Origin of the sequence: Aquirufa nivalisilvae (genome assembly GCF_003143535.1) — a bacterium.
Lineage (GTDB): Bacteria > Bacteroidota > Bacteroidia > Cytophagales > Spirosomataceae > Aquirufa > Aquirufa nivalisilvae.
The window spans coordinates 2,721,434-2,737,904 of sequence record NZ_CP029346.1 but is presented as its reverse complement, the minus strand read 5'-3'; the positions used below and the strand labels follow the sequence as shown (position 1 = coordinate 2,737,904).

The following is a 16,471-nucleotide window of genomic DNA, read 5'->3' as shown; positions in this document are numbered from 1 at the left end:
GTTATTTTCCTGCCAAAATCGATTGAAAACGATTATTCTGTTCAAATAATTTTAAAGCCTCTCTAATGGATGGGTCTTTTGAAAATGACCACTCATTCATCCCTTTTTGGAGGTAATAATGTTGGACAATCTCTTGTTCCAACAACGTACTGATATCTGACTGATAGGCCGATAATTCCCGGTCCATATTTGAAGCCCATTCTTTTCTGAAATTTTGCAAGGAGGGCTCCATGTTGGCATAGGATTTGTCTTTTTTTGCCAATTCACTGATGATATGTAATTGTTTTTCAATTTGACTTTCAAACTTGAAATTTTGCTTTTTCAACCAAGTACAAAAGGCCTGATATTCCGTCGTATTTAAACTGAAATCCTTAGCTGGAGGAATATTGGGATGGTTGCTACGGAAATAACAAGCATATAAGAAGATCATATGTTGCTTCTGTAGGGCAATCGTAAATGAAGAAGTAGTAAGTTTATCCACCGTAATATCAGGAGTTATTCCACCCCCATCCACAACTTTACGGTGATTTTTAGTATAAAATGTCTTACTATTTGAATCTTTTAAGGCCACTGCACTACCATCCGGATTTCTATGTTGATAATCGATGGCTTGAATACAACGGCCACTTGGAATATAATATTTTGCCGTAGTGATCTTCATTTTTGTTCGAAAAGGTAAATCTCGGGTAACTTGAACGAGGCCTTTTCCAAAGCTTTTTTGACCAATTAATACGGCTCTGTCATAATCCTGCATGACACCTGCCACGATTTCGGAAGCAGAAGCAGAATGATTATTAATCAATATGATTAAAGGCAATTCAGGCTCCATGCTGGGGTTTAGAGCATTATAGGTCTTGTTCCATTCTTCCACTTTTCCGCGAGTTGAAACTACTTCTGAGTCTTTGGGAAGGAATAAATTACAAATATCCACGGCCTGAGTTAAAAGTCCACCCGGGTTCTCTCTCAAGTCCAAAATCAACTTTTTCATGCCCGCTTGCTTCAAACTCTGTAAGGCATTTTTTAATTCTTTGGCTGCGGATGCATTAAAATCCTCTAATAATATATAACCTACACCAGGTTGAATGATCCCAGAATAAACTACATTTTTGATTTGAACAGTTTCTCGATTTATACTAATTTCTTGTGGAGTTGTTTGTCCATTTTTAATCACTTTAACCAAAATTTTAGTACCTGCTTGACCACGTAAAAGTTTGGAAGGATCTGCTTCTGGTTTATCAGAAAGTGCGATACCGTTGACAGATAAGATTTGATCTCCAATACCCAATCCTGCTTTTAATGCAGGACTATTTTCTTCAATGAATGAAATGCGGTAAGTATCATTGATTTCTGCAAGAATGATACCAATACCTTGATATTTCCCCGTTGTCATCGTTAAGAAGTCCTCCAACTCATCTTCAGGATAAAAGACAGTATATGGGTCAAAACTTTTTAATAAAGCATCGATGGAAGTTTTTACTGCCTGATTGGGGTTAACTTCATCAACATAAAATTTATTCAATTCCTTGAAAACAGAGGCATAGATATCCAGGTTCTTGGCAATCTCAAAGAAACGATCTCCTGGGGAGCTAAATGCTAAGATGCATATGATACTGATTCCTGAAAGGGAGGCGATGAGCCAATTTTTGATGGACTTAGGAGATTTCTGTGGCATCTTTTTTGGTATTGCTAAATTCTTGCAAGACTTGCTGCATTTTTTTATTGATCCGATCAAATGGCTCAATTGTAGAAGCAATATAAACAAAAGCCAGAAAATCTGGTAATTTCTCTTTGCCTTCTCCTAGGTGAAAGGTTTTGTTCAAACGGTAAGCTTCTCGGATTCTTCTTTTGATGAGATTCCGATCTACAGCTTTTTTGAATTTGCGCTTTGGGACGGAAATAAGAATTTGTGGAAATTCTAGTGGCTGAGGGCCAAATTGATATAAAACTCGAAAAGGATAGACAAACCGTTGTGCTACGATTTGACTATCCTTTTGGAATAGTGAATCTATGATTTTGACTTGCGTAAGTCGCTCGGATTTTTGAAAAGTAAACTTCACAGCATGAAACTTGTTGTACAACTAAGCTAACCTGAAATCTTCTTTTCTAAGATCTAAGGCTTATTTTCCTCTCTTTTCGTCAGAAACTGAAAGTTTGTGACGACCTTTAGCGCGACGTGCTGTTAACACACGACGACCATTAGCTGTAGACATACGCTCACGGAATCCGTGCTTATTTTTTCTTTTTTTAACCGAAGGTTGAAAAGTTCTTTTCATTTCTTTAACATTTAAATATTCGAAACTGATTCGAATTGGGTTTGCAAAGGTACAAAAAAAATATTTTTAACAAAGCATTCGGTTTAAAAAAATAGAAAGAGTTTTTGAGGAGGCTGTTAATTTAATAATAGAGCTATTTATTCATATTAATCAGGACCCCAAGAATTCAATAATTCCCAATTTCTTCCGACAATCTCTATCTTTGTGGAATCTATGAATTCACCCAAGGTTTCCATCATTACCGTTTGTTATCAGTCTGCGGCTACGCTTCGACAAACCATCGAGAGTGTATTAGCTCAAGATTATCCTAATCTAGAATATTGGGTCATTGATGGCGGTTCTAAAGATGACAGCCTTGCCATTTTAAAGGAATACGAAGGTAGAATTCATTTCATCTCAGAAAAAGATCAAGGAATTTACGATGCCATGAATAAAGGATTGGCTCGTGTGTCAGGAGATATCATTGGGATGATTGGTGCAGATGATTTTTATCCAGCAAATGATGTTATTTCCTCCGTAGTTACTTGTTTTCAAAAAAATGGTACAGATACAGTATATGGTGATATACAGTTTATCGATCCAATCAGCGGAGCTTTAGTCCGGTTTTGGTCGGCCGGAGAATACCAACGCAACAATTGGTTGTGGGGTTGGATGCCTCCTCATTTGTCCTTTTATGCCAAAAAAACGGTCTATGATGAAATTGGGCCTTTTCGGACCGACTTTACTTGTGCAGGGGATTATGATTGGATGTTGAGAGCTTTATATAAAGCCAAAAAATCGGCCGCATATTTGCCTAAAACACTAATGACGATGCGCAATGGAGGTACCAGTACCGCCTCATGGAAACATCGATTGGTGGCTAATCGAGAAGATCGACAAGCTTGGAAAGATAATGGACTTCAACCTTACTTTTTTACTTTATTCCTAAAGCCCGTTCGCAAAATTTTTCAATTGTTCAATTCTGAGAAAAAAGCAGGGAGTAAATTATAAATGGTAAATTATGAATTATAAATGATGTATAATTTTTAGCATGAAAAATACATCCATTTACCATTCACCATTTACAATTAAAAAAGGTCTCTGCATTGCTACAAAGACCTTCTTTTTGTGGAACTCGAAATCATTAAACTTTGATTTCAACATCAACTCCTGATGGTAATTCCAATTTCATCAACGCGTCCACAGTCTTAGCTGAAGAAGAGAAAATGTCAATTAAACGCTTGTAAGTGCATAATTGGAATTGCTCACGTGCTTTTTTGTTCACGTGTGGTGAACGTAAAACAGTGAATTTCTCAACTTTAGTAGGAAGTGGGATAGGGCCAGAAACAACTGCTCCTGTAGCTTTAACCGCCTTAACGATTTTTTCAGCTGACTTGTCAACCAATGAATGGTCGAAAGATTTCAACTTGATGCGAATTTTTTGATTCATGTTGTTTGGTTCATTAAGTGAATAGGAAGCGAAAGAACCATTTACTCCGTTTCCCATAATATTCTGCACAAAGGTAAGTCAAATTTTTAAACTAGCAAAGAGGGGGAGAATGTAGAATGAAGAATGTAGAATGAAGCATGAATTTTGGAACTATTTAAATTCTACATTTTACATTCTACATTGACTAAAACTTCTGCCTATTAACTGCCTTTTCTTTTGCCTGTGCAAAAGCGGAAGCTTGGGTTTGGAATAGAGTAGGATCTGATTTTCTTAGACGATTAATTGCTTCTTCTGCGTAGCTTATTTCTCCTTGTTGGAATGCCTCCAATATATATATGGGATAAAACTCAGCTAATTCTTCATTCCATTGTACGGCTGCTAAACTTGCTTGATAAGCTTCTTGGTGCTTATTTGCTTGATGTAAAATGGGAAGGGCTTGTTGTAGAATGCCGACACTAAATGGATAGGATTGAATAGCTGCTCTAGCTTGTGCCAGGTTTTCCAATTGAACTTTTGCTTTAACTGCCAGTAATTGCTGTTTCCAATGTTGTAATAGGAGGCGGTAAACTTGAGCCTTTGATTCATTTTCCTTTTGAACAAGCAAATCCAATTTATTTAAGGCCCTCAAAGGTTGCTGGTGATAAAAATCTTGCCAAGCATCGAGGAAGGTTATTTCAGGGAATTTCTGTAACCAATTTGGGTCTTTTAGCCATGTTTGAATGGGATAAATGATCGACTGCCCCTTGAAATACAGACTACTATTGTAGAGTAATGCAAAATCTCTTACATCGAGTTGAGCTTCAAATGCTTCATGTGTGAAGTTATCAGGTAATGCTTGTTTATTTTGCCACACTTTGGCTAGTGTATTGCTCTTCACTGCCTGATCTGGACTTGAACTCCAGCTTTTCAGCTCTTCCATGTTTACTAGCTTACTGCCATGACGTACATCGAAATACAGTAGATTTGCCCAAGTAATTGTGCTTTGAGGTGCTAATTCCTTGGCAAGTACTAAGTAGTAAGCAGCTGAATCAATTTGTTTGATTTGTTCATATACCCTACTTAATTGCGTGGCGATTTGAGGACTTTCTGGAAATAGCTGATGTGCTTTCTTGAGAGTAAATAAAGATTCAAACCATTGGTTTTCATTGCCGTAGATATTAGCAAGCGCCACAAAGTTTTTCTCCTCTGGATGTTTAATTTGACTGGTTTGTAAATAATAGGCTTGTTTCTCAACATCACCAACTTCCTGCGACATTCTAGCCAAACTCAAATTGCTTTTTTGATTTAATTTGCTGTGAATCATGGCATTTTTATAAGCCAACTCCTCCATAAATCGATCTCCAGCAAAATGTTCTATATCGCCTTGCTCATTATAATAAGCAGCCACAATTTGGTGCCATGCAGTGGCTTGTCGAGCAAAGACCCAAGAAACACAAAGTATAAAAATTCCAATTTGAATGAGGTAAATTGGAACAAAATGAGCCTTGTGGACAACTTTAAAAATGGCCAAGTTTTCCTGAATGGGTTCTTTGAAGTTAGTCCAAAGAAATAATGGAAAAAGTAATACCATGGCAAGGTGAGTCATGATAGTCCAACTTTCTATGGCATGTATGCCTACTTCATTGTTATTCCATACAAAAGGGATTAGTACAGAATGGCTAAGTAAGAATAAGGCTCTCAATAGTTTTTGCTGGGATTTGTCTTTAAAACGAAGACTTTGAAACATTCCAAGAGCAACACTGATTTCAAAGACAATAAATGCTGGGATAAACAAAGTAGAAGACCAAAAGTTCCACAGGTTTCCCGAACTCAAAATAAGGTTTACCCCATAAAATAGGATGAATCCAAAGAACTTTTTTTGGCTGGACGCCTTGTCGGGGCTATGAGAAATTTCTAAAAGGAAGGTAGGGATTGAAGAGCTACATATAATAGTTAGTATTCCTGTGGATAAGCAGGCTAGTAATACCCAAGGACCATGTAAAAAGTTAAACCATTCATTCAGGGTCAAATCTATATTTCTCCAAACTAGGATCCCACACCAAAGTAATAGTCCCAATGTGATTTGTCGCTTGGAGATTTTAGCCCAAACCTGGATGAATTGTCCAAGCATAATCAATCCTGCAAGCCCGAAAATAGATCCAACCATAATTGGCCATAAATCAGGAGCTATTGATTGAACATAGTAATGCTGACGAATTAGGAAAATGGAGGATTGAATTTGATTTTGGGATTCTGGGAATAGGGAGACAGTTTGAGGGATTAATTCACTGACTTCTTTCCAGGTCAAGCCCTCTATTCCGCCCCAAACGTATATTCCAAGGCAAATGGTGCCAAGCAAGGAAGAAATGATAAACCAGATGGTAGGTATTTGATCAGTTCGTTGTTTCATGTTCGGGGAAAAAATAGGCAATGTGTCTATAACGTAAATTTCTGCATAAACTTTAATTCATTCAAAGAAAAGGGCGGATATCGACAAAAAATAGCAAAAAAATACAAACTTCGGTTTTGCTAATTGGAATTTACCGACTAATTTTGCAATCCGAATGTCAATAGCATTCGATTCAATAACAATTCTTAGTTTTTAAGCTAACAAATTTATTTTTCAAATGGCAAACGCAGTTAATAAAGGAAAAGTAGCCCAGGTAATTGGCCCAGTAGTCGATGTAAGCTTTGAAGGTGAAGGCTCTCACTTACCAGCTATCCTAAATGCACTTTCTGTTACCAAAACCAATGGACAGGAACTTATCTTAGAAGTTCAACAACACTTAGGAGAAGATCGAGTAAGAACCATTGCGATGGAAGGTACTGAAGGACTTCAACGTGGACAAGAGGTAATTGACAAAGGAACACCGATGACAATGCCAACTGGCGATGGAATTAAAGGCCGTTTGTTTAATGTCGTAGGAGAGGCAATCGATGGTATTACACAGCCAAAATCAGCTGCTGGATTACCTATTCACCGTGCTGCTCCGAAATTTGATGAGTTAGCAACAACGACAGAGGTTTTATTTACAGGTATTAAAGTAATCGACTTATTAGCTCCTTATGTAAAGGGTGGTAAAATTGGTTTATTTGGTGGTGCCGGTGTAGGTAAAACAGTATTGATCATGGAGTTGATCAACAACATTGCGAAGGCTTACGAAGGTTTGTCTGTATTTGCAGGTGTTGGAGAGCGTACTCGTGAAGGAAATGACTTATTACGTGAGATGATTGAATCTGGCGTTATTAAATATGGTGAAGAGTTTAAGCATGCTATGGAAGCTGGTGAGTGGGATTTGACGAAAGTTGATGAAAACGAATTAGTAAAATCACAAGCTACCTTAGTGTTTGGTCAAATGAACGAACCTCCAGGAGCACGTGCTCGTGTGGCTTTGTCAGGTTTGACAGTTGCGGAGCACTTCCGTGATGGTGATGGAGAAGGACAAGGTCGTGATATCTTATTCTTCATTGACAATATCTTCCGTTTTACTCAAGCAGGATCTGAGGTATCAGCTTTATTAGGTCGTATGCCATCAGCGGTAGGTTATCAGCCAACATTAGCCACTGAAATGGGTGCTATGCAAGAGCGTATTACATCGACTAAGCGTGGATCGATTACTTCAGTACAGGCGGTTTACGTACCTGCGGATGACTTGACTGACCCAGCTCCAGCAACAACGTTTGCTCACTTAGATGCTACTACGGTACTTTCTCGTAAAATTGCTGAGTTAGGTATCTATCCAGCGGTAGATCCATTAGATTCTTCATCTCGTATTCTTTCGGCTGAAGTTTTAGGAGCTGCTCACTATAACACAGCGCAACGTGTGAAAGAAATTTTACAACGTTACAAAGAGTTACAAGATATCATCGCTATCCTTGGATTGGATGAATTATCTGAAGAAGATAAATTAGTTGTATCTCGTGCTCGTCGTGTTCAACGTTTCTTGTCTCAACCATTTTTCGTAGCTGAACAATTTACAGGCTTAAAAGGCGTTTTGGTAGACATCAACGATACCATCAAAGGATTTAATGCTATTATTGACGGTGCTTATGATCATTTACCTGAGGCAGCGTTTAACTTAGTAGGTAGCATTGAAGATGCCATAGAAAAAGGTGAAAGATTGTTGGCAGAAGCTGCTAAATAAAAAATAGATATGTTTGTAGAAATTATTACACCCGACCGTAAAGTGTTTTCCGCAGAAGCTTCTGTGGTGACTTTACCTGGCGTTAATGGTTCCTTTCAAATTTTGAATGATCACGCAGCTTTGGTAAGTACTTTGAAAAAAGGGTTATTAACTGCCGACAAAGAATCATTTGAAATTGAGGGAGGAGTTGTGGAAGTATTAAATAATAAAGTGCTTATCCTTGCAGAAGGCGTTAATTAATTCCATGAAAAACTTAGCCATTGTTTTGTTTGCTGTAGTCCTTTTAAGTAGTTGTTCGCAACAAGCTTATTTGACTGGTTCTTTGATGACTTTAATCAAAGAAAATCAACTCCCCTTAGAGAAGATTCAGTTTTACAATGACAATGCCCTTTTTCTAGAGAGAGAATTGAATGCATCTGATGCCAATGTTAAATCAGGTAAGATTATTTTAATCAATGGTAAGTCAATCAATCGTGTAACATTAGAGCAACAGACACCTGGCGTTTTAGTGAAACAAGCCAATGATCAATTATTAATTTCCTTTGAAGCAGGAGCTGGCGAAGAAAAAAGTTTGCACTTCGGTCCAGTTGTTGGAGAAAGAGGAGAGTACTATTATCAATTGGTAGATGATGCAGGAAGTCCCACTTTCTCTCGATTGAATTACGATGGAAATAAATATTTACTCTACAATAAAAAGAAGGTTCGTCTGATGATTATGAAGTCTTCATTCTCAGGTTTGAAGGTGAATAGTAAAAGAATGCGAGGTAATCGTGTGAGATAATCAGAAATATTTAGGAATTTTGAAAATAGGATGCTTGCATCCTATTTTTTTTTGTCTCATTTTTACATAATGGTATGCAAGCATACTAAATTAATTCCTTGATTATGAAAGCAGAAAGTACCTTTGATTTCCAAATTAAATCAGCCTGGTATGCCATCAGCCGGATGTATAACACCTATGCCGCACAATTTGATATGTCCATGGCAATAGGTTATGTTTTATTACATATAGATAAAGATGGAACTCCTGCTACTAAAATTGCACCTGCATTGGGACTGGAAGCTAGAAGTTTGACGCGAATGCTGAAAACCTTAGAAGATAAAAAATGGATACGGCGAGAGACTAATTATGCCGACAAGCGCGTTGTAAAGATATTCTTAACCGATTTGGGAAAGAAGAAAAGAGATGTGGCTAAACAAGGTGTTATATTATTTAATGAGAAGTTATTTGAACGAATTGGTTCAGAGCAATCCCAGGAGTTCTTTAAAGTAATACAATCCATTAATCAGTTTTTAGAAGAAGATGCCACTGAAATTCTTCAAACATTGAATCAAAAATCATAATTACACTCATCAACAACTATTGAATAACATTACATTTCATCAACATTTAAATTCAATGACCATGCCTACGAATAAAACAATGAAAGGGGGAGAGTTTTTAATTCGTCCACTCTTGCCTGAAGAGTTATTTATTCCTGAAGAGTTTTCAGAGGAGCAGAAGATGATAGGTCAGACATGTATTGACTTTATCAAAACGGAGATTCAGCCTCGTTTGGAAGAAATGGATGGTGCCAAAGATAGCTCAGTCATGGTGGACATGATGGATAAGGCAGGAAATCTAGGTTTATTGGGAACATCTGTGCCAGAGGAATATGGTGGATTTGGTATGGATTTTAATACCTCGATGTTAGTGGCTGAGGCTTGTGGATCAGGTCATTCATTTGCCGTAGCCTTATCTGCTCATACAGGTATTGGAACACTACCCATATTGTATTATGGTACTGAGGCGCAAAAAGGGCACTATTTACCTAAGTTGGCATCTGGTGAGTGGAAAGCTGCCTATTGTTTGACCGAGCCAGATTCAGGTTCAGATGCAAATGCAGCCAAATCTAAAGCTGTTTTGTCAGAAGATGGAAAGCATTATTTGATTACTGGTCAAAAGATGTGGATTACCAATGGAGGATTTGCAGATGTCTTTATTGTTTTTGCCAAAATTGCTGATGATAAAAACTTGACTGCATTTATTGTAGAGAAAAGTTTTGGTGGAATTACTATGAATGAGGAAGAGCGCAAAATGGGGATTAAGGGTAGCTCTACGCGTCAAATCTTCTTTAACGATTGTCCTGTGCCAGTTGATAATTTATTGTTCAAACGGGAAGGCGGATTTAAAATAGCGGTCAATATTCTAAATATTGGTCGAATTAAATTAGCTGCAGCGGTAATCGGGGCAGGGAAACGAGTTATTGATCAGGCGGTTCAATACGCGAATGATCGTAAGCAATTTGGACAATCCTTACATCAGTTTGGTGCCATCAAATATAAGATTGCTGAAATGATTGTAAAAAATTATGCTAGCGAATCAGCTTGTTACCGAGTAGGGCAAAACATTGATGATACCATTTTGGAGTTAAAAGCGGCTGGAATGAATGATTCTGAAGCCAAATTAAAAGGAGTAGAGCAATTTGCTATTGAATGTGCTTTGTTGAAAGTGCATGGTTCGGAGACCTTGGATTATTCAGTAGATGAAGGAGTTCAAATTTACGGAGGAATGGGATTTTCAGCTGAGGCTCCCATGGATAGAGCTTATAGGGATTCTAGAATCAACCGTATTTTTGAAGGAACCAATGAGATTAACCGATTATTAGCAGTTGGAACCGTAATTAAACGTGCTATGAAAGGGGAGTTAGATATCATGACGGCAGCTATGGCAGTAGGGAAGGAGATATTAGGTGTACCCGATTTTTCCACTTCGGTACCAGATGGAGTTTTTGGGAAAGAGTATAAAGTGATTGCGAACTTGAAAAAGGCCTTGTTGATGTCGGCTGGAGGAGCCTTACAGAAGTACACGACTGAAATAGAGAACGAACAAGAAATTTTGATGTCATTAGCTGATATGATGATTGAGATTTATGTAGCGGAGTCTGTTTTAGTTCGAGTGGATAAATTAATTCAGCAATCTGGAGAGGCTAGCAATGAGATTGCAAAAGAATGTGCATTGGTATATTTGCATGAAGCCGTTGACAAAGTTCATCATCATGGCAAAGAAGTAATTACTGGTTTTGCTGCCGGAGATGAGTTAAACGTTATGTTAATGGGATTGAAGCGCTTTACCAAAATAGATCCTAAAAACTTGAAAGAGGCCAGACGCAAAATTGCGGATGCTGCTATTCTTAAAATGGGCTATATTTTTTAAAAAAAAATACTAATAAGGACAAGATTTAGCGATTTCATTCATACTTTTGTGGCAATTATATTTTAAACATTGAGTCATTAACCCCCAAACCGAATCATCATTATGAAAAAATTACTTTTAGTAATCGCTCTGATGCCATTTTTCTTTTCTTGTGCAAGCAAAAAGAAAATTGCTGATTTGCAATCACGTTTAACAGAACTACAAGCTAGTAGTGACCAATCGCTTGCTAAATCAAGAGCTGATCTTGCTGATTGTCAATCTTTAACAGCTAGTTTACAAGCTGAAATTAAAAAGAGAGATGCCGAGTTAGAAGCAAGAACTGCTTCATTGAAAAACTTGCAAGAGCAATTGGATTACATGAAAAGAACAAATACTAATTTGTTAGATCGTTTGTCTGATTTGTCAGTGATTAATAAATCAGGTGCTGAAAGTATCCGTAAGTCATTGGATGCCTTGAATGAGCAAGGAAAGTATATCAAGGATTTGAACTCTACTATTCAACGTAAGGACTCCATCAATTTGTCATTAGTAATGAACTTGAAGCGTTCTTTGGCTGATGTAAATGATGAAGATGTAACTGTTGAAGTGAAAAAAGGTGTAGTTTACATCTCTATTTCTGATAAACTAATGTTTGCTTCTGGAAGCTCAGTAATTAACACAAAAGCGGAAGCTGTATTAGCTAAAGTGGCTAAAGTGGTTAATGATCATAAAGATTTAGATATCTTAGTTGAAGGACATACTGATAGTGTACCTATTTCTACAGATTGTATTAAAGATAACTGGGATTTAAGTGCTAAGCGTGCTACTTCAGTTGTTCGTTTATTGCAAACTAAATTCTCAGTAGATCCTGAGCGTATGACTGCAGGTGGTCGTGGTGAGTTTGAACCACAAGCTGAGAACAAGAGCAAGTCTGGACGTAAGATGAATCGTCGTACTGAAATCATCGTTACTCCTAAGTTAGATCAATTCTTCAATTTGTTAGCTCCTCCATCAGGAAAGTAATCAAATTAGATTATAAAGGAAAGGGCCTCATTTGAGGCCCTTTTTTTATGCGAAATGTTTTTTGACTAAGTCGAGTTTTCGACGAGAAATGGGAATTTCGTTGCCCAAAATAGTTGTTAAAGTATTGGTACCTTGGAAATTCTGACCTGAAATATTCTCTCGATTGACTAAGTATGATTTATGTGCCCGCAAAAATGGGTTCATACGTAATTGAGATTCAAATTTCTTTAGTGTTTTGGCTATGGTGATTTGTTTCTTGTTTTTTAGGAATACGATACTGTAATTTCCTTTTCCTTCGATGAACACGATGTCGTCCACTGGGCATTGATCAATGCTCGGCAATTTAATGTCTTTTTTCATAGGTTGATTATTGTTAAATAGGTAACGTAAATTTACTCAACAAACTGTGATTATCTGTCCTGCACTTACTAAGTGGTAAATAATCATTTTAAGTGGTAAACCTTTATTTTTTAGCATACGTAGAATTAGGTTATTTTTTATCGATAATTACTATGTGTTGATAATGAGGCATATAGCGGCAAATTGCCTGTACTTCCGTAAACTAAACACTATCAATTCTTAGGGCTATATTTACGTCGTTTAAACTGTAGATTGTTTTTTGTCTGCCGTAAAATACATTCATCCATCAGTACAAGCAGTACATCAAATGAATCTTAAATTGGCAATATAATAACGGAGAAATAGGGCTAAAAAATATTTTTTATGAGCTATTTAATTTTTGAGGCCGTGCCTTCGAGAACCTACGGCACATGAATTTTGTGGATGATTTTATCTTGTGTATTCGAGAACCTTGGGTACTTGAACTGTATTGTTGTTGTAAAATCTTTAAAGTCTCTTTGGCAACATCAGATATTTGAACTTTGAATAGTAAATTTATTTAAGGTCTTTTAGGTTCTTGAAGGCACCTTAAATAAAAAAGGCAAACCATAAAGATTTGCCTTTTTACTTGTAGCGGGGGCCAGACTCGAACTGACGACCTTTGGGTTATGAGCCCAACGAGCTACCAACTGCTCCACCCCGCGATATATCGGAGTGCAAAGATGCAGGGTTTTGTCGAGAAAAACAAGTATCTTTGTATTTTAATATTCATTCCCAATAAATAGGGTGTGTTTTTTCATATGGCATCTCCTCACAAATCTGGATTTATTAGTATCATAGGTAAGCCGAATGTCGGTAAAAGTACCTTAATGAATGCCTTGGTAGGTGAGCGATTGTCGATTGTGAGTTCTAAGGCCCAAACCACCAGACATCGCATTTTAGGGATGTTGAATGGGGAATATGAAGGTACACCTTATCAAATTGTCTATTCAGATACACCTGGGGTTTTGATGCCCAAGTATGAATTGCATAAATCAATGATGCAGTTTGTAAAAAGTTCATTGGAGGATGCAGACGTCGTATTATATGTAACTGATGTATTTGACGAATATGAAGATTTAGAATTTTTGACGAATTGGAAGGATCATACGGATACTCCCATTTTAGTTTTATTGAATAAAATTGATTTAGTCGGAACTGAAAAGCTTCAGGAACGGTTGGATTACTGGCGACAAATATTTCCTGATAAGCCTATTTTGCCTATTTCTGCTTTGGAATCAGTGCATTTAGATCAAATCTTTGAACATATTGTAGCCAAATTGCCTGTTCATCCTCCGTTTTTCGATCCGGAAGAATTAACAGATAAGCCCGAAAAGTTTTTTGCATCGGAAATTATCCGAGAAAAGATATTCATGAATTACAAGAAGGAGATTCCTTATTCTTGTGAAGTAGTAGTTACATCTTTTAAAGATGAGCCTACTATTTTACGAATCGCCACTGAGATTTATGTAGAACGCGTCTCACAGCGTGCCATTTTAATTGGGCATAAGGGAGAAAGTATCAAAAAAGTAGGGATTGAAGCCCGCCAAGATTTGGAGAAATTTTTTGGTAAAAAAGTATTTTTAGAGCAATTTATCAAAGTGGAGCCAGATTGGCGTGCAAAGGCTGATAAATTGCGTTCATTCGGGTATTCGCTCGATTAATTTTAATAACATGTCAAATATAGTAGCAATTGTTGGGCGTCCCAATGTAGGAAAGTCGACCTTGTTTAATCGATTGATTGAGCAAAAAAAGGCAATCATGGACAATGTGTCTGGGGTTACTCGGGATCGCCATTATGGCTATGGTCAGTGGACGGGTAAGTTTTTTACTGTAATCGATACAGGTGGTTATGTACATGGTTCAGAAGATATGTTTGAAGGAGCCATCCGTGAACAAGTAGAGATGGCCATGGAAGAGGCGGATGTACTATTATTCGTAGTTGATTGCCAAGTTGGGTTAACGGATTTAGATAAGGACTTTGCCAAGGTATTGCGTAAATCAAAGAAGCCAGTGATTATTGTAGCTAACAAAGCTGATACGCATGATAAGGCTTTTGTTGCTGCGGAATTCTATGAATTAGGACTAGGGGATCCATACGCTATAGCTGCTGAAAGTGGAAGTGGAACAGGGGATATGTTGGATCTAATGGTTTCTCATTTTAAAGAAGAAGGTGTCGAAAATCCAGAAGCTGGCGTGCCTCGTGTTGCTATCTTAGGTAGACCAAATGTTGGGAAATCATCTTTCTTAAATGCATTACTTGGTCGTGAACGCTCCATTGTTACTGATTTAGCAGGTACCACTCGTGATGCCATTCAGAATCGTTATACATTGTATGGTAAGGATTTTATTATTACTGATACAGCCGGTATTCGTAGAAAAGCCAAGATTGATGATAATATAGAGTATTACTCTGTATTGCGTTCAATCAAGGCTATGGAAGAATGTGATTTAGCGATTATTTTAGTAGATGCTACTACCATTGATTTCAATACTGGTCTAGAAGCCCAAGATATGAACATCATCAGTATGGCAGATAAAGCTAAGAAAGGGATCGTTCTGATGGTGAATAAATGGGACTTGGTGGCAAAGGACACTAATACGGCTATTAAGCTGGAAAATGCGATTAAAGAGCGTTTAGCGCCGATCAATTATATGCCAGTGATATTTACTTCGGTCATGGAAAAGAAACGTATTTTCCAGGTGGTCGAAAAAATGTTAGAAGTATTTGAGAACCGTTCTCAGAAAATAGCTACATCTAAATTAAATGATGTGATGTTGGAGGTAATTAATAATTATCCACCTCCAGCTTGGAAAGGTAAATACATCAAAATTAAGTATTGTACGCAAGTATCGACACCTTATCCTACTTTTATTTTCTTCTGTAACTTACCTCAATATATTAAGGAAAGTTATGAGCGGTATTTGGAGAATCAAATGCGTAAAGCATTCAAATTAGAAGGAACTCCTATTTCTTTATTTTTTAGGAAGAAATAATAAATCTAATTCGGCTAGGGGCATTTTAGACAATGTGCCTTTTGAGCCTACTGCAATTAGTTGTTTATTGTATAGTATGATATTATGAAAGTGGGTTTCGCCAAGCGAAATCCACTTTTTTGATTTAGGTTCGTACGCAGCACTTTGAGATGGTCCTACTACAACCCAATACTTACCTGTCCATATTGCTTTTTCCATATAGAATTTTGGATAATCCTTGAGGTTCTCCCAAGTTAATCCAGCATCTCTGCTTTCTAATATCCCTATTTTGTTTTCATTCAGATGAAGGTAGTTTCCTCCAACTACCCAATAATGGCTTTTATTCCTGGCACCAATAGAAAAGAATCCACTACTGCTATCAGCAGGTGTACTTTGGGACATTGACTGGAATTTAGTAAGAGTCTCGTCTTGACTTTGTAAGATTCTAGCTTGGGTTGATCCTCCTGTCACAATATTTAATTTTTGATTGATCCAAAGTAATGATGATCCACTAGCAGCAAAAGCAGCTTCTCTCGCAAATAAAGTAGGAAAGGATGTTATCAGTATGTCTTCTACTTGTTCTCCATTTGCTTTGATTTTAAACAAAGGGAACTGGCCATTCATGGGGTCGGATAACATGACGCCTTCGTTTTTTTTGTAATTCCAAGCTATGGCATCAAAGAAGTAGGGTCCCGATTTTTTCTCAAATAGTAGATTCCAAGTTTGCCCTTGGTCTTTACTTAAAAATAATTTGGCAGCACCTTTATCCGCAGGTCCTGCACTCATTAGTAATATTCTCTGCTTATTGATTACAGCTAAATCTCTAAAATCAAGTTTTTCGGCAGTTGGAACTTGTTGCTCATGCCAAGTCATTCCTTTATCTAGAGAATAGACAACCGTTCCTTGTGTGCCTCCAATCCAAATTTGATTTTTATGGCTTCTAATCGCCCGGAATGAAGCCTTTGTCTGTAATGGAATATTAACCCATTGGGCATAGGATGCATGATTAAGAAACAAGCATAAAACAAGAAGGAGCGATCGTATTTTCATGGCATAAAAAAAGCCTCCCGAGTAAACGGGAGGCTTCTAATAA

The 16,471-nt window shown here is 37.3% G+C and carries 16 protein-coding genes and 1 tRNA gene; 9 read left to right on the top strand and 8 right to left on the bottom strand.

Features of this window, described 5'->3' with window-relative positions:
* Nucleotide 1: 1 nt before the first annotated feature.
* From HME7025_RS11645 to rpmH, 3 genes are read right to left on the bottom strand one after another with little or no spacing between them, the layout of a single operon-like run.
* The gene (locus HME7025_RS11645) at nt 2–1,672 is read right to left on the bottom strand and encodes a S41 family peptidase (protein WP_109324197.1); all 1,671 of its coding nucleotides are present in this window, start codon (nt 1,670–1,672) and stop codon (nt 2–4) included.
* A complete protein-coding gene (gene rnpA, locus HME7025_RS11640) occupies nt 1,653–2,057 on the bottom strand; it encodes a ribonuclease P protein component (protein WP_109325435.1) in 405 nt (134 codons plus the stop codon). Before rnpA ends, HME7025_RS11645 begins: the two co-directional genes overlap by 20 nt.
* 60 nt (nt 2,058–2,117) lie before the next feature.
* Nucleotides 2,118–2,273, bottom strand: coding sequence for a 50S ribosomal protein L34 (rpmH, locus tag HME7025_RS11635; RefSeq protein WP_109324196.1), 156 nt, complete (start codon nt 2,271–2,273; stop codon nt 2,118–2,120).
* Between the two features lie 213 nt (nt 2,274–2,486).
* On the opposite strand from rpmH, the gene HME7025_RS11630 reads away from it, so the two are divergent.
* Complete coding sequence (locus HME7025_RS11630) at nt 2,487–3,263, top strand: glycosyltransferase family 2 protein (RefSeq protein ID WP_109324195.1); 777 nt, start codon at nt 2,487–2,489, stop codon at nt 3,261–3,263.
* A gap of 133 nt (nt 3,264–3,396) precedes the next feature.
* Here HME7025_RS11630 and rpsJ read toward each other — a convergent pair whose 3' ends face one another.
* Nucleotides 3,397–3,702, bottom strand: a complete 306-nt coding sequence (rpsJ, locus tag HME7025_RS11625; RefSeq protein ID WP_109325433.1) for a 30S ribosomal protein S10 — start codon at nt 3,700–3,702, stop codon at nt 3,397–3,399.
* A gap of 184 nt (nt 3,703–3,886) precedes the next feature.
* The gene (locus tag HME7025_RS11620) at nt 3,887–6,091 is read right to left on the bottom strand and encodes a tetratricopeptide repeat protein (protein ID WP_109324194.1); all 2,205 of its coding nucleotides are present in this window, start codon (nt 6,089–6,091) and stop codon (nt 3,887–3,889) included.
* Nucleotides 6,092–6,308: 217 nt separating this feature from the next.
* On the opposite strand from HME7025_RS11620, the gene atpD reads away from it, so the two are divergent.
* The 6 genes from atpD (at nt 6,309) to HME7025_RS11590 (ending at nt 12,024) form a co-directional block, all read left to right on the top strand.
* Nucleotides 6,309–7,826, top strand: coding sequence for a F0F1 ATP synthase subunit beta (atpD, locus tag HME7025_RS11615; protein WP_109324193.1), 1,518 nt, complete (start codon nt 6,309–6,311; stop codon nt 7,824–7,826).
* 9 nt (nt 7,827–7,835) lie between these two features.
* The gene (locus HME7025_RS11610) at nt 7,836–8,066 is read left to right on the top strand and encodes a F0F1 ATP synthase subunit epsilon (protein ID WP_109324192.1); all 231 of its coding nucleotides are present in this window, start codon (nt 7,836–7,838) and stop codon (nt 8,064–8,066) included.
* A 4-nt stretch (nt 8,067–8,070) separates the two neighbouring features.
* Nucleotides 8,071–8,607: a hypothetical protein gene (locus HME7025_RS11605; RefSeq protein WP_109324191.1), complete on the top strand. Its 537-nt coding sequence runs from the start codon at nt 8,071–8,073 to the stop codon at nt 8,605–8,607.
* A gap of 104 nt (nt 8,608–8,711) precedes the next feature.
* Nucleotides 8,712–9,170: a MarR family winged helix-turn-helix transcriptional regulator gene (locus HME7025_RS11600; RefSeq protein ID WP_109325431.1), complete on the top strand. Its 459-nt coding sequence runs from the start codon at nt 8,712–8,714 to the stop codon at nt 9,168–9,170.
* A gap of 55 nt (nt 9,171–9,225) precedes the next feature.
* Nucleotides 9,226–11,022 carry an acyl-CoA dehydrogenase family protein gene (locus HME7025_RS11595; protein ID WP_109324182.1) on the top strand — a complete coding sequence of 599 codons (1,797 nt, stop codon included), beginning with the start codon at nt 9,226–9,228 and terminating at the stop codon, nt 11,020–11,022.
* A gap of 102 nt (nt 11,023–11,124) precedes the next feature.
* Nucleotides 11,125–12,024 carry an OmpA/MotB family protein gene (locus tag HME7025_RS11590; protein WP_109324181.1) on the top strand — a complete coding sequence of 300 codons (900 nt, stop codon included), beginning with the start codon at nt 11,125–11,127 and terminating at the stop codon, nt 12,022–12,024.
* 45 nt (nt 12,025–12,069) lie between these two features.
* On the opposite strand, the gene HME7025_RS11585 is transcribed toward HME7025_RS11590, so the two are convergent.
* Together HME7025_RS11585 and HME7025_RS11580 are read right to left on the bottom strand one after the other, a co-directional pair.
* Nucleotides 12,070–12,384 carry a LytR/AlgR family response regulator transcription factor gene (locus HME7025_RS11585; protein WP_109324178.1) on the bottom strand — a complete coding sequence of 105 codons (315 nt, stop codon included), beginning with the start codon at nt 12,382–12,384 and terminating at the stop codon, nt 12,070–12,072.
* Between the two features lie 610 nt (nt 12,385–12,994).
* Nucleotides 12,995–13,067 (bottom strand) — tRNA-Met (locus HME7025_RS11580).
* 96 nt (nt 13,068–13,163) lie between these two features.
* Between HME7025_RS11580 and era the strand changes: the two genes are divergently transcribed.
* Both era and der read left to right on the top strand, forming a co-directional pair.
* Nucleotides 13,164–14,066, top strand: a complete 903-nt coding sequence (gene era, locus HME7025_RS11575) for a GTPase Era (protein WP_109324177.1) — start codon at nt 13,164–13,166, stop codon at nt 14,064–14,066.
* Nucleotides 14,067–14,076: 10 nt separating this feature from the next.
* Entirely contained in the window at nt 14,077–15,399 is a 1,323-nt protein-coding gene (der, locus tag HME7025_RS11570; protein ID WP_109324176.1) for a ribosome biogenesis GTPase Der, read from the top strand.
* Here the strand turns inward: der and HME7025_RS11565 are convergent.
* The gene (locus tag HME7025_RS11565) at nt 15,379–16,428 is read right to left on the bottom strand and encodes a beta propeller repeat protein (protein WP_154401970.1); all 1,050 of its coding nucleotides are present in this window, start codon (nt 16,426–16,428) and stop codon (nt 15,379–15,381) included. The two genes, der and HME7025_RS11565, sit on opposite strands and share 21 nt — an antisense overlap.
* Nucleotides 16,429–16,471: the final 43 nt, after the last annotated feature.